General features: G+C 57.5%; 15 protein-coding genes. 9 read left to right on the plus strand and 6 right to left on the minus strand.

What is annotated here, in order from left to right:
* Window positions 1-2 precede the first annotated feature (2 nt).
* A complete protein-coding gene (locus ABJF76_RS01985) occupies window positions 3-1100 on the minus strand; it encodes a two-component system sensor histidine kinase NtrB (RefSeq protein ID WP_413821484.1) in 1098 nt (365 codons plus the stop codon).
* Window positions 1097-2077 (minus strand): tRNA dihydrouridine synthase DusB, encoded by a 981-nt coding sequence (gene dusB / locus ABJF76_RS01990; RefSeq protein ID WP_413821483.1) that lies wholly within the window; start codon window positions 2075-2077, stop codon window positions 1097-1099. Before dusB ends, ABJF76_RS01985 begins: the two co-directional genes overlap by 4 nt.
* Before the next feature lie 185 nt (window positions 2078-2262).
* Here dusB and ispD point away from each other — a divergent pair, with 185 nt between their 5' ends.
* The 5 genes from ispD (at window position 2263) to ABJF76_RS02015 (ending at window position 5727) form a co-directional block, all read left to right on the plus strand.
* Complete coding sequence (ispD, locus tag ABJF76_RS01995) at window positions 2263-2928, plus strand: 2-C-methyl-D-erythritol 4-phosphate cytidylyltransferase (protein ID WP_413821482.1); 666 nt, start codon at window positions 2263-2265, stop codon at window positions 2926-2928.
* Window positions 2929-2930: 2 nt separating this feature from the next.
* Window positions 2931-3410, plus strand: coding sequence for a 2-C-methyl-D-erythritol 2,4-cyclodiphosphate synthase (gene ispF, locus ABJF76_RS02000; RefSeq protein WP_413821481.1), 480 nt, complete (start codon window positions 2931-2933; stop codon window positions 3408-3410).
* Window positions 3407-3901 carry a phosphatidylglycerophosphatase A gene (locus ABJF76_RS02005; RefSeq protein WP_413821480.1) on the plus strand — a complete coding sequence of 165 codons (495 nt, stop codon included), beginning with the start codon at window positions 3407-3409 and terminating at the stop codon, window positions 3899-3901. The genes ispF and ABJF76_RS02005 overlap by 4 nt, the downstream gene beginning before the upstream one ends.
* Entirely contained in the window at window positions 3898-4374 is a 477-nt protein-coding gene (locus tag ABJF76_RS02010; protein ID WP_413821479.1) for a CinA family protein, read from the plus strand. The genes ABJF76_RS02005 and ABJF76_RS02010 overlap by 4 nt, the downstream gene beginning before the upstream one ends.
* 171 nt (window positions 4375-4545) lie before the next feature.
* Complete coding sequence (locus ABJF76_RS02015; protein WP_413821478.1) at window positions 4546-5727, plus strand: ammonium transporter; 1182 nt, start codon at window positions 4546-4548, stop codon at window positions 5725-5727.
* Here ABJF76_RS02015 and ABJF76_RS02020 read toward each other — a convergent pair.
* Window positions 5709-6947: an MmgE/PrpD family protein gene (locus tag ABJF76_RS02020; RefSeq protein ID WP_413821602.1), complete on the minus strand. Its 1239-nt coding sequence runs from the start codon at window positions 6945-6947 to the stop codon at window positions 5709-5711. The two genes, ABJF76_RS02015 and ABJF76_RS02020, sit on opposite strands and share 19 nt — an antisense overlap.
* Window positions 6948-6997: 50 nt before the next feature.
* A complete protein-coding gene (locus ABJF76_RS02025; protein ID WP_413821477.1) occupies window positions 6998-7441 on the minus strand; it encodes a type II toxin-antitoxin system RatA family toxin in 444 nt (147 codons plus the stop codon).
* A 75-nt stretch (window positions 7442-7516) separates the two neighbouring features.
* On the opposite strand from ABJF76_RS02025, the gene hpt reads away from it, so the two are divergent.
* The 3 genes from hpt (at window position 7517) to ABJF76_RS02040 (ending at window position 9528) form a co-directional block, all read left to right on the plus strand.
* Window positions 7517-8053, plus strand: a complete 537-nt coding sequence (hpt, locus tag ABJF76_RS02030; protein WP_413821476.1) for a hypoxanthine phosphoribosyltransferase — start codon at window positions 7517-7519, stop codon at window positions 8051-8053.
* 107 nt (window positions 8054-8160) lie between these two features.
* Window positions 8161-8634, plus strand: a complete 474-nt coding sequence (locus ABJF76_RS02035; RefSeq protein WP_413821475.1) for a c-type cytochrome — start codon at window positions 8161-8163, stop codon at window positions 8632-8634.
* A gap of 6 nt (window positions 8635-8640) precedes the next feature.
* Entirely contained in the window at window positions 8641-9528 is an 888-nt protein-coding gene (locus tag ABJF76_RS02040; protein ID WP_413821474.1) for a c-type cytochrome, read from the plus strand.
* Window positions 9529-9678: 150 nt separating this feature from the next.
* Here the strand turns inward: ABJF76_RS02040 and lipA are convergent, their stop codons facing one another.
* Window positions 9679-10626: a lipoyl synthase gene (lipA, locus tag ABJF76_RS02045; protein WP_413821473.1), complete on the minus strand. Its 948-nt coding sequence runs from the start codon at window positions 10624-10626 to the stop codon at window positions 9679-9681.
* A gap of 237 nt (window positions 10627-10863) precedes the next feature.
* Entirely contained in the window at window positions 10864-12000 is a 1137-nt protein-coding gene (locus tag ABJF76_RS02050; protein WP_413821472.1) for a DUF6456 domain-containing protein, read from the minus strand.
* Between the two features lie 262 nt (window positions 12001-12262).
* Between ABJF76_RS02050 and ABJF76_RS02055 the strand changes: the two genes are divergently transcribed.
* Window positions 12263-12574 carry a DUF6477 family protein gene (locus ABJF76_RS02055; protein WP_413821471.1) on the plus strand — a complete coding sequence of 104 codons (312 nt, stop codon included), beginning with the start codon at window positions 12263-12265 and terminating at the stop codon, window positions 12572-12574.
* Window positions 12575-12593 lie beyond the last annotated feature (19 nt).

Genomic DNA, 12593 nt, shown 5'->3' on the forward strand with positions numbered 1-12593 from the left:
TGCTAGTCCTTTGTTTGTTCGTTACTATTGGTGTGGGTGGTGTCAGGTTTTGACGCCCGCGGCAGCGACAGGCGGAACACAGTTCTACCCGGCACGGACGTCACCGAAATCCAACCGCCATGGTCGGAAATAATCTTGGACACCAGCGCAAGGCCAAGCCCTGTGCCGTTTTCCTTGCCCGACACGAAGGGATCAAAGATGTCACCCGCAATGCCGTCCGGCAGGCCGGGGCCGTCGTCGATGATCTCGACTTGTAAGGGCAGCGATTGGCCCGTACCGTCAGCCCGGCGCAAGCGGAACGAGTGTTCAAAATAGCTGTGCAAACGGATTGTGCCCGTCGATCCTGCCGCCTCAGAGGCGTTTTTCAACAGGTTCAACACCACCTGCAACAGCTGATCCGCATCCCCCAACGCCAGCGGCAGCGAGGGGTCGTAATCTTCGATGATGTTCATGTGCCCGCCAAAGCCCAGCAAGGCTGAACGCCGCGCGCGATCCAACACATCGTGAATGTTGACGGGGTTGCGCACCGGTGGTGACAGGTTGCCAAACTGTTCGACCTGTTCCAGCAATTTGACGATCCGTCGGGATTCACCAACGATCAGGTCAGTCAATTCCAAGTCTTCTTGGCTAAGGTTCATCGACAACAGCTGTGCCGCCCCCGTGATGCCTGCCAGCGGGTTTTTGATTTCATGGGCCAGCATTTCGGCCATGCCAATGGCCGATTTAGCCGCCGATTTCACCGAATGGTTCTGCGTCATCCGTCCAGCCAATTCGCGCGGCGAAATCATCATCAACATGTGTTCAGGCGCACCCATCAGCGGCGAAATCTGCAATGCGCATTGCAAGGGTGCGCGCTGGCCATTGCCCACATCCACATCATTTACAAACAGTGGCGTGCCGTTCTTGCGCGCCCGCGCCAGGCTGTTTTCCAGCGGGGCATCGACCGCCAATTGGTCCCACAACGGCAGGCCAACCATGGTTTTGGCAGAGGCGTTAAAGAACCCTTCGGCTGCGGAGTTGATATCGACAATCTCGTCGCCCGGCCCGATCACAATCGTCGGCACCGGCAACGAGGCCCAAAGATCACCAACCCCGGTCATGCCGCGGCCTTCCCGGTACGCGGCATGAGCGCAGCGGGCAGCAAGGCCAGCGTTTCCTTGGGTGTTTTAGCAGTCAGTACGGCACGGCGCGCGGCGGTTTCAGTGCCTGCCGTGTCCATAAACCAACCCAAATGCTTGCGCGCGACACGCAGGCCCAGCAGATCGCCATAGAACTTTAGCATGTCTAAATAGTGCCCTATAACCATATCCACAAAATCCTGCCCTTTAGGCACATTTGGCGCGGGCGTGCCGTAAAGCGCGTGCGCCACTTCGGCCAACATCCAAGGGCGCCCCTGTGCACCGCGCCCGATCATCACCCCATCCGCGCCGGATTGCTCAAGCGCTTGGCGCGCCGAGGCCGCATCAACAATGTCACCATTCGCAATCACCGGGATGCCAACTGCGTCCTTTACGGCGCGAATTGCAGCCCAATCCGCCTGCCCTTTGTAAAACTGACACCGCGTGCGCCCATGGATCACGATTTGCTGGATGCCAGCGGCTTCGGCCCGCGCGGCGATTTCGGGCGCGTTCATCATCGCGTCATCCCACCCCAGTCGCGTTTTCAATGTGACGGGCACATCCACGGCCTTCACCACGGCCTCGATCAAGGTCAGCGCGTGGTCCGGGTCGCGCATCAACGCAGAGCCTGAATAGCCTTGGGTCACCTTTTTGGCCGGGCACCCCATGTTGATGTCGATCACTTGTGCGCCCTGCCCTGCGACCATCCGCGCGGCTTCGGCCATCGGTGCGGCCTCGCGCCCGGCAAGTTGCACGGCAGTGCCCGCAGCACCAAGCCCCAGTTCCGCCTTTTCACGGCTGCCAGGGCGCGCGTTCAGCATATCGTGGCTGGCCACCATTTCGGATACGACCATACCGGCCCCGAACCGCGCCACGAGGGTGCGGAACGGCAGGTCAGTAATACCTGCCATCGGTGCCAGCATCACCGGGGGTGTCATGTCGAGAGGGCCATGGGCCATGGATTCTGCCTAATCCTTGTGCGTTCAACCTGACGTATCGCTTTGCAGCGTCAGCCTCAATCCAAGCAAAGCTTTTAGACGCTGTGACTTGGTGCGATTGCACAAAATTTAGGCACTTTTACCCAAGCATGGACAGCCCCCCCGTGACCGCCTAGAGAAACCATCATGAAAACCAAAGGCCAGACATGACCAAAACAGCAGCGGTAATTGTCGCCGCAGGTCGCGGTGTGCGGGCGGGAGGCGCTGTGCCCAAGCAGTGGCAGATGCTGGAAGGCATGCCTGTTCTGGCGCATACACTCGCCGCGTTTCAAACCCATGCGCAGATTGGCCAGATTGTGCTGGTCTTACATCCCGACGAACTTAACCGGGCTGATGCGTTCCTTGATGCGCGAACGTCAGTGGTGGCTGGCAGCGCAGATCGCGCGGGTTCTGTTCGCAATGGATTGAACGCCCTTGATCCCGACGGTCTTGTTCTCATCCATGATGTGGCGCGCCCGATGGTCAGCGCCGCTATGATCACGGATGTAATTGGCGCGCTTGCAGATCACAAAGGTGCCGCACCCGCGTTGCCCGTTACAGATGCGCTTTGGTCTGGATCCGACGGGCGCGTGACGGGCAGTCAAGATCGCACCGGTCTGTTTCGCGCCCAAACGCCCCAAGGCTTTGACCTGGCAACGATCTTAGCCGCGCACGCCGCCCACCCCGGTGGCGCCGCCGACGATGTCGAGGTTGCGCGCGCTTTTGGGGTGGATGTTGCTATTGTAACAGGTGACGAAGACAATCTGAAAATTACGCACCCTTCAGACTTCGATCGGGCTGCGCGCATATTACGAGGACGCGATGGACATTAGATATGGATATTAGGCTAGGTAACGGATTTGACGTGCACGCCTTTGGCCCTGGCGATCATGTGACCCTGTGCGGTGTGAAAGTCCCGCATTCCAACGGGCTTGTGGGACATTCCGATGCCGACGTGGGCATGCATACAGTGACCGACGCAATTTATGGCGCGTTGGCGCAGGGCGACATTGGCCAGCATTTCCCGCCCACAGATCCGCAATGGAAAGGCGCAGAAAGCCACATCTTTTTGCGCCACGCCGTCGAATTGGCGCGCGATATGGGGTTCACTATATCTAACGTCGACTGCACCTTGATCTGCGAATTCCCCAAAATCGGCCCGCATAGCGCGGCCATGCGCAACGCCATGGCAGAAATCACCGGGCTTGAAATCGACCGCGTGTCAGTCAAAGCCACCACATCTGAACGGCTTGGCTTTACAGGGCGCGGCGAAGGCATCGCTTGCATCGCCACAGCCGCTTTGGTGCGCACATGATCGCGCGTTTGATCGGCACTGTGGGCGGCGTTGGTTATATTCGCCCGGCCCCCGGCACATGGGGATCAGCGGCGGCGCTGCCGTTGGCGTGGTGCCTGCACATCTTAGGCGGCTTTCCGTTGTTAATGATCGCATTGGTCACTGTATTTGCCGCTGGCTGGTGGGCTACGATCCAAATGACCGCAGGGCAATCCGACCATGATCCGTCCGAGATTGTCGTGGACGAAGTCGTCGGTCAATGGATCGCCCTTGCGCCCCTTAGCTTTGCCGCTTGGGACCGCGGCATCGACATATTGGCAATGTGGCCGGGTTGGATCGCAGCCTTTGGGCTGTTCAGGCTGTTCGATATCTGGAAACCTCTTTGGGTTGGTGCCGCCGATCGGCGTGGCGATCCGCTGGGCGTAATGCTGGATGATGTGATCGCAGGTGTCTTTGCCGCCGTCGGTGTTCTTATCATGGCAGCCATTGCGCATGGGGTTTTAATGTCATGACGTTGGCTGCACGCATTGTCGAACTTGCTGCAAAAAGCGGAACAATAGTCACTGCTGCGGAAAGCTGCACAGGTGGTCTGGTCGCGGCGGCCCTGACGGACATCCCCGGCAGCTCAGCCGCATTTGAGCGCGGCTTTGTCACCTATTCAAACGACGCCAAGATCGAAATGTTGGGCGTCACCAAGGCCAGCCTTGATGCATTTGGTGCCGTCAGCACTCAGGTCGCCGCAGAAATGGCCACCGGCGCTTTGGCGCATTCCAAGGCACACATCGCCGTATCCATCACTGGAATCGCAGGCCCCGGCGGGTCCGAACACAAACCCGAGGGACGCGTTTGCTTTGCCATGGCCGATGCAAGCGGCGTTCTAAGCGAAGAAACGATCGAATTTGGCGCTTTGGGGCGAAACAACGTACGACTGGCCGCAAGAGATCACGCATTGGAATGCTTGCTGTCAGCTTTGAAAAAGCGCTGAAGCGGCACCTTTACGACCCGCTCAATACTTAAGCAATTAACCCACAAAAGCGCACAAAATTTAATCTCTTTGCATTTTGCTGCGATTTTCAGCGAAGAATCCGCACCTCGCCTCTTTTTATTGCACAGGTCCTGCCGCAATCCCCTCGCAACCAAAAAATTGGAGAGTACAATGAACGGAGCCGATACAGCCTGGATCATCGTGGCAACTGCACTTGTGTTGCTGATGACTTTGCCAGGACTTGCACTTTTTTATGGCGGTCTTGTACGCGCCCGCAACGTGCTGAGCGTTTTCATGCACTGCTATGCCATTGCCTGTTTGATGAGCATTCTATGGTTCGTCGCGGGATATTCCATCGCCTTTGGCGGCGGGGAAAGCGGATTTTGGGGCGGTTTTGATAAGCTGCTGCTGAGCGGCATTACCACCGACACCCTATCCGGCACGCTGCCGGAAATCCTGTTCTTTGCCTTTCAGATGACCTTTGCGATCATCACACCGGCTTTGATTGTTGGCGCTTATGTCGAACGCATCGGCTTTGGTTTTGTGCTGCTGTTTTCCGCACTGTGGATGCTGCTGTGCTATGCGCCGGTGGTTCATTGGGTTTGGGGCGGCGGAATGCTGGCCGATGGCGGTATCTTTGGCGAAACCGGCGTGCGCGACTTTGCCGGCGGTATCGTGGTGCACGAAACGGCGGGGATCGCAGCGCTTGTGCTGGCGGTTTTCCTTGGCCCACGCAAGAACCAGAACGTGCCCCCGCACAATCCCGGCATGGTGATGATTGGCGCAGCCCTACTGTGGGTTGGCTGGTTTGGCTTTAACGGCGGTTCGCAACTGGCTGCTGATGGTGGTGCGGCGATGGCAATGACGGTCACGCACATCTCGGCCGCTGCCGCGTCCTTGACTTGGGCCCTGTGGGAACGTGTGAAGTTTGGCAAATCCAGCCTTGTTGGCATGGTAACAGGTACGATTGCAGGCCTTGCCTCCATCACCCCTGCCAGTGGGTTTGTTGGCCCGATCGAGGCTTTGGTCATCGGTTCGGTTGCAGGCATTCTGTGCCAAGAAGCCGTAGGCGTCATCCGCAACATGTTCAAAATCGACGACACGCTGGATGTGTTTGCGGTTCACGGTGTGGGCGGTATCTTTGGTACGATCATGATCGCGCTCTTTGGGGCCGGAACATGGGCTGCGCAACTTGGTTCACTGGCCATCGTTGGGGTTTACACCTTGGTGGTGTCGGTTGTTCTGGTGCTGATTGTGCGCGCTGTGACACCACTGCGTGTGGACGAAGACACCGAAGTCGCAGGTCTTGACCTCGCCGTGCACGGCGAACGGGCCTACGACATCAGCAGCTGAGCAAAACTGCGCAGGTCATCGGTTTCGATGGCCCGCCAGATATCATCCGCCCGTGCGCCCACCAGCGCGCGGGCTTTTTGTTGGATACGGGTACGACGCACATCCAGCGGCAGGGTCGCATCAAGGTCATGGTGAAACGCGTGCCCGTCGATATCGACGCGCGCTTGCATTTCGCTCAAACTCTCGTCGCCAATCACACGCACCCGATCGCGCAGCGCAACCAATTTGGGATCCCGCGCACAGGCATCACTAAAGGCCGTGATGTCACCTGTATCGATGCCATAAGCAGCCATCGCCAATACGTGGGCATAAGAAAACTTGGCCCCCAAACCGGTGTCCGGTGATCGTTGATTGCACACCGTCAACCAACGCGGATGGGTGGTGACAACGATGCTTTGCGCAGCTGCAAAGGCGTGCCCTCGCACGGCCTCAAGTGCGGCATGCAACCCATGACAGCACGCATGAAACTTATGGCTGACCGCCCCCATGCGCCATTCAAAGAGCACCTCGGCTCCGGCACCGTGATGCGTCTCACCAAAGCCCAAAGGCCCGGCCAAACCATCCACCGCAGACGTCATGCCAACCTGCGCCCATGTTGCGGCCTCAACACCGGTGCGCGCTGCAAGGCCCGCGTTCAAAGGTTTGCCCATAGTGCCAAACTGCGACTTCAACCCCGACGCCATCGTCGCACAAAGCCCAAGCGCGTGCTGCGTCTGCCCACCATCCAAGCCCATCAATCGCGACGCCGCAATCGTGGCGCCAAAGGCCCCGGCCGTCGCCGTCTGATGAAAACCCACCTGATAATGCCCACGGCCCAACCATAAACCCGCCGCAACCGATGCCTCTGCGCCAACCAAAGCGGCGTCAATCATCTGCGCCATACTGGCCCGGCGCGCCTGCGCAACAGCCAAAGCGACCGACACCACAACAACCGTTGGATGCCCGATGTGCACAAAATGCGTGTCATCGTAATCAAGGCTATGGGACAAAGTCGCATTCACCAAGGCCACCTGCGCGACGTCCCCGTGCCGCCCATCAAAACGCGTCGCAACCCCTTCGCTGCGCAGCGCGCCGCACCAGTCAGCAAAACTGCCCTCGGCCTGCCCCGCAATACCGCAAGCCGCCCAATCCAATACAGACAGGCGCATCACATCACGCACATCTTCAGGCGGCGCGGCCTGCGCATAGCTTTGCAATAATGCGGTGATCCCCTGCTTCATCTTGCCCAAAAAACTCCCCCCGGAGGGTCGGTCAGCAACACGCACAGACCTTACCCGTAAAGCGCCGTAGCCCGCCGCTCAAACGCGCGTACAATGCGCTGCATCGCTTCGTTGAACACAACGCCAATGATGCCTTGCAGAATGGCATTCTTGAACTCAAAGTCCACGAAAAACGCCACATCACACCCGCCTTCCGCGGGAGAGAACGCCCAATTCGACTTCATATAGCGAAACGGGCCATCCAGATATTCCGTTTCGATCTTGTGCGCATCCGACCACAACACAACGCGACTGCCAAAACGTTCACGAAAAACTTTGAAGCTGATCACCAGATCGGCGTCCATCACTTCGCTATCCCCTTGCGGCGTTACTTTACGCACCCTCGCAGCGGCACACCAAGGTAGGAAATCGGGATAAGACGGCACATCGGCCACCAAAGCGTACATCTGTTCCGGAGAATATGGTAGGAAGCGGGTTTCGGAATGGGTGGGCATTGGTTTAGAAAGAACCTCTGTGTGGCGTTCAACGTCGATGTGTCCCGGTTGGACCACAATTTCAAGGGGATCCCCATGTCAGATCGTCCATATGTGATAGACCAAATGATATCGGCCAAAGCCATTGCAGCCCGGATCGAGGATCTATGCGGCGAAATTCAAAGTGAATTTGGCGACACCGACAAGCTCATCGTCGTCGGGTTGCTGCGCGGAAGCTTTGTGTTCATCGCAGATCTCGTGCGTGAATTGGACCTCCCGATTGAGGTCGATTTTCTTGAGGCGTCGTCTTATGGTGACGGCATGGAAAGCAGCCGAGAAGTACGCATTCTCAAAGACTTACGCGGCGCGATCGAGGGGCGCGATGTGCTTGTCGTCGAAGACATCGTTGACACCGGGCACACCATGCACCACGTGATCCGGCTGCTAAAAGGGCGCAACCCAGCCAAGTTGCGCTCGATCGCGTTGCTAGACAAACCGACCCGACGCGAAGCGGATGTGCGCGCCGATTGGACCGGCTTTGAAATCCCAGATGAATTTGTCGTGGGCTACGGTATCGACTTCGCCCAACGCAACCGCAACCTGCCCTTTATTGGCAAAGTGCGCTTTACTTAACTTCGGTTGATGAATCTCTAAATGCCGGAAACGTGACCTTGGCAAACCCTCCAAACGCGTTAGACTTCTCACATCAAATCCCAGCCCAAAGTCAGGACTTTCAGAACATGCGCCTTTTTAAACTGTCTCTCACATCCGCCGCCGTTGCCACCTTCGGATTTGCAGCTTTCGCAGATGGCCACACCGCTGCCCTCGAAGGGGCGGTCAAAGCCCGCAATGGCCAAATGGGCGTCATCGGCTACAGCCTTGGTCTGTTGGGCGGCATGGCGAAGGGCGAAGCACCCTATGATGCGGCAACCGCATCGGCGGCAGCAGAAAACCTGAATGCAGCAGCGTCGATGAACCGAATCGTCATGTGGATCGACGGCACGGAACAGGGTGTTGTTGCCGGATCGCGTGCCTTGCCCGAAGCCTTCAGTGACCACGCAGGATTCGAAGCAAAATTTGTCGATCTTGAAACGGCAACTGCGGCAATGGTGACGGCGGCCGGTACTGATCTTGCATCGTTGCAAGCCGCTATGGGCCCCGTTGGTGCTGCCTGTGGCGCATGTCACAAAGCCTACCGCGGCCCTAAAAACTAAGCGCGAGTGATACGTGCTTTCAAAACGCTGGCAGCGTTCGCGCTGCTGGCCATTGTCGCCGGGCTATATCTGACAAGCCCAGACACATTGCCCGACAATTACGCCAAGGATCATGAGCCAGACATAGACGCAGGCGCGCTTGTGTTCGCAGCCGCGGGCTGCGCTTCTTGCCATACGGCACCAGATGCCACATCTGAAGGCGCGCCAATTTTGGCAGGTGGCAAAGGTTTTCCCAGCGATTTCGGCACATTCTATGCGCCCAACATCTCTTCGGACCCCGATGTTGGCATCGGCAGCTGGACCCTCGATGGCTTTACACGCGCCATCACTTTGGGTGTTTCACCCCAAGGCCAACACCTTTATCCCGCCTTTCCCTATGCCGCCTATCAACACATGACATCGGACGATGTTGCGGACCTGTTTGCCTATATCCAAACTCTGCCGGGTGATCCAACGGCCAGCATCGCGCATGACGTCGGTTTTCCCTTTAACATTCGACGGGGTCTTGGCTTGTGGAAACTGGCCTTTATGCCCGATGATTTTGCAACGCCAGTCGGCAAGCCCACCTTAGAACGCGGACGTTATCTGGCCGAAGGGCTTGCCCATTGCGCAGAATGCCACACGCCCAGAAATGCCTTGGGAGGTTTGGATCGTTCTGCTTGGATGGCAGGCGCGCCGAACCCATCTGGTAAAGGTAAAATCCCCAACATCACCCCCGCCGCCCTTGATTGGAGCGAAAGAGATCTGGTGGAATACTTCACCTCTGGCTTTACGCCTGAGTATGACAGCGCAGGTGGCGAAATGGCCGAAGTCATTGAAAACCTAAGCCAATTGCCTGAATCCGACCGCGCCGCCATCGCGGCCTATGTCAAAGCGCTACCAGCAATCCCTTAATATTGGCCGTACGCCTTGCCACCAGCCGACTGCGGATGGTCGTGCGGTCAGTTCAAATTCAACGGTCCGGACTGAGTCAAGGAACTCTAGAATCCCGCCCATCTGCCACACGCGGGGCTATTGCCCGGCGCAAAAATCATCACCACAGTTTCACGCCAGCTTTGCGTTCCGCGCGGCCCGAAGGCGCGCAAAGTCATCACCTGCGTGATAAGATGACCGCGTCAGTGGCGTCGCTGAAACCATCAGGAACCCTTTGCCAAAAGCCGCCTTTTCGTATGAGGCGAACTCATCCGGCGTCACAAAACGATCGACACGGTGGTGTTTTGGGGTGGGTTGCAAGTATTGACCGACGGTCAAAAAATCGATGTCCGCGGCGCGCATGTCTTCCATGACTTGGACAACCGATTGGCGATCTTCGCCAAGACCAACCATGATACCAGACTTGGTAAACATCTTCGGATCCAACTCTTTGACACGCTGCAACAAGCGCAAAGAATGGAAATACCGCGCACCCGGGCGGACCTCAGGATATAGGCCCGGCACAGTTTCAAGGTTGTGGTTAAACACGTCAGGGCGCGCTTCAACAACGACCTCTAACACACTCGGATCACAACGAATAAAGTCAGGCGTCAGAATTTCAATGGTCGTATTCGGGCTGCGGTGCCGAATGGCACGAATGGTTTGGGCAAAGTGATCAGCGCCACCATCCTCAATATCGTCACGATCCACCGATGTGATCACCACATGGTTCAATCCCAGCTTTTCAACCGCATGTGCAACACGCCCTGGTTCAAAAGCATCTAAGTCCTCTGGCGGTTTACCGGTGGCGATGTTGCAAAAAGTGCAGGCACGGGTACAGACCTCGCCCATGATCATCATGGTGGCATGCCCCTGCGACCAGCATTCGCCAACATTCGGGCAGCCCGCTTCTTCACAGACCGTGACCAGCTTGTTTTCACGCATAATGCGCGCGGTCTCAGTATAGCCCTCTCCGCCTGGGGCTTTGACGCGAATCCAGTCGGGTTTCTTGGGCTGAGGGTTGTCCGGGCGACGTGCTTTTTCCGGGTGGCGCTGCTCAGGAATTTTCAAATCGCGCATGGGGGCCTGCCATTTGGTTTAACGTTCAACTATATCTAACATAGGTCTACATAAGATGAACACCAACTGCATGCAAAGCGGCTATGCATCACGAAAATGCGCCCACCTTCATTGTTCGCAAAATACTCCGGGGTCTGGGGCGGCGCCCCAGCCCTGCCCTAACATCACACGCCACACATAAAAATGGCGCCGCGATGGAGGGACCGCGACGCCATTCTTGCTCGAAAAGCTGGGGTATTACCCAATCAGCCCGCCCCCCGGTCCCGTCGTTTCGTCATAATGTTGCTTGAGACGCATCAGCGCGATGCGCAGTACAATTTTGCCCGAACGTGCCGACCAACCAAGCCGCTTTTCCGCGGATTCCAATCCTTCGAGATAGCAACAGCACCGCAGAACCACATCAGACAACCCCGGCCCCATATCCTTTAGCGCATGGGCAACGCGGGTACGCGCACGCTCAGGGCCATTTCCAATACCGCTGTCTTGAGCAAAGCCACCGCGCCCGCCACCGGTCAAAAACCGATCCCAGTTTTGCGCTACACGCGGCCCCATCTGCGCCAATTCAAAATCCTCACGCAGGCGTTCGCCGGCACTTACCAGATCGTCAGTCAAAAACACGGCGCCATCCTTGTTGCGACGACGCGCAAGGGCAGTCAAAGGCGATTCCGCTAGGTTGTACCGCACCTTGCGGCGCTGGCCCGTTTCATTGTCGCGCACCGTGCGCTCACCCCAAACACGGTGTTGATCAGCAAACTCTGCAGGCGCTTCCGCCAAACCGGGTGCGTTTTCCTCGGCACCGTCCAACATTTCTGCAAGCACTGTACGCCCGGCGGCCGTGATCTTATAGCGCGTGATTCGCCCCGTGGTTTCGGCGACGATCCAATCTTGCAGCGCCATGGCTTCGGCCACTTTGCGATCAACAACTGCCGTTCGCGTGCTGGTGCCTGTCGCACCATCGCGCACCACAACTGCCTTTTCCATATCCACCGCGACTGCCAGTACCGCCCCTGTTTCACACAATCGGCGCAGAATTCGACGCGCATCACGCGTCAATGTAGGAGTATCGGGGCCTTGATCCTTGATCGCATATTGCATCGGATCGCATTCCTTATGTTGCTCAGTTCCAGCCGACGAAGCCTTTTGAACCACATGTGCACCCAACTTACGCAGAACCGCATCAATCAGCGGATCGTCGCGGCGCGTCTCGTATTTACGAATTTGACGCAACACAGTTGACGCGTGACAGCCCGATTTGCGGGCCAGTTCCCGAATGGGCAAACCCGCTTCGGTGTGGGCCAGGTAGTGCATTGCTGCATCTGGCACCCACCCCGGTAAACCCGCGAGCACGGGAGAAGATCCTTCAATCTGGCGCATTGTGTCTTTTGTCCTCTGTTCGAGTGCGGCGGGATCTGTGCGCCCCGGTTATCCACAAGTTATCCACACAACCTATGGGTGTATTAGTTACCTGTTCGTTAACATTCGTCGGTATACGCAGCATTGTTTCTAAATGATAAACAGTCGCTAAACGAACGAACGGCATCAAACGGCCCTACGCAACACCCTCATGGATTGTGTCATGGTGAAGTTGTCGGCGCGGCCAAGTTCGGATCGACACGCAGCTTTAGGAGTACCGGAAATGCAAGATATTCTGTCGATGTTAAACGCCCTGCACCGCCCACGCCTGTTGATGCGGGCGGCAAGAATCGGTGCCGAAGATTACCGCCGCGCTGCCCATTTGCCGCGCCTTTTGGGCTACGGCCAGCTGCCACGCCATGGTGCGGCCCTTGTGCGCCTGATGGAAATAGAATCAGAACTGAACACACAGCGTCTGGCCGAAGATTCGTCCTATAGCTTGTTGCGCCATATCGATGTGTTGATCGCCATTGTCGGTGAAAGCCGCATCTTGCGTGCAGCCCAAGCACCTCAGGCCACCAAGGCCCCTGCCTAAGCCCGCGCGGTCTTGTTCA

Origin of the sequence: Tateyamaria sp. (assembly GCF_039940735.1) — a bacterium.
Classification (GTDB): Bacteria; Pseudomonadota; Alphaproteobacteria; order Rhodobacterales; family Rhodobacteraceae; genus Tateyamaria.

What these genes read in the sequence shown, in the direction of transcription:
- ABJF76_RS02020 (WP_413821602.1), bottom strand. Translation starts at nt 6,947, where the DNA reads ATGAAGCAGGGGATCACCGCATTATTGCAAAGCTATGCGCAGGCCGCG.
- ABJF76_RS02055 (WP_413821471.1), top strand. Translation starts at nt 12,263, where the DNA reads ATGCAAGATATTCTGTCGATGTTAAACGCCCTGCACCGCCCACGCCTG.
- ABJF76_RS02010 (WP_413821479.1), top strand. Translation starts at nt 3,898, where the DNA reads ATGACGTTGGCTGCACGCATTGTCGAACTTGCTGCAAAAAGCGGAACA.
- ABJF76_RS02005 (WP_413821480.1), top strand. Translation starts at nt 3,407, where the DNA reads ATGATCGCGCGTTTGATCGGCACTGTGGGCGGCGTTGGTTATATTCGC.
- ispD (WP_413821482.1), top strand. Translation starts at nt 2,263, where the DNA reads ATGACCAAAACAGCAGCGGTAATTGTCGCCGCAGGTCGCGGTGTGCGG.
- lipA (WP_413821473.1), bottom strand. Translation starts at nt 10,626, where the DNA reads ATGCGCGATTTGAAAATTCCTGAGCAGCGCCACCCGGAAAAAGCACGT.
- ABJF76_RS01985 (WP_413821484.1), bottom strand. Translation starts at nt 1,100, where the DNA reads ATGACCGGGGTTGGTGATCTTTGGGCCTCGTTGCCGGTGCCGACGATT.
- ABJF76_RS02025 (WP_413821477.1), bottom strand. Translation starts at nt 7,441, where the DNA reads ATGCCCACCCATTCCGAAACCCGCTTCCTACCATATTCTCCGGAACAG.
- ispF (WP_413821481.1), top strand. Translation starts at nt 2,931, where the DNA reads ATGGATATTAGGCTAGGTAACGGATTTGACGTGCACGCCTTTGGCCCT.
- ABJF76_RS02015 (WP_413821478.1), top strand. Translation starts at nt 4,546, where the DNA reads ATGAACGGAGCCGATACAGCCTGGATCATCGTGGCAACTGCACTTGTG.
- ABJF76_RS02050 (WP_413821472.1), bottom strand. Translation starts at nt 12,000, where the DNA reads ATGCGCCAGATTGAAGGATCTTCTCCCGTGCTCGCGGGTTTACCGGGG.
- ABJF76_RS02035 (WP_413821475.1), top strand. Translation starts at nt 8,161, where the DNA reads ATGCGCCTTTTTAAACTGTCTCTCACATCCGCCGCCGTTGCCACCTTC.
- hpt (WP_413821476.1), top strand. Translation starts at nt 7,517, where the DNA reads ATGTCAGATCGTCCATATGTGATAGACCAAATGATATCGGCCAAAGCC.
- dusB (WP_413821483.1), bottom strand. Translation starts at nt 2,077, where the DNA reads ATGGCCCATGGCCCTCTCGACATGACACCCCCGGTGATGCTGGCACCG.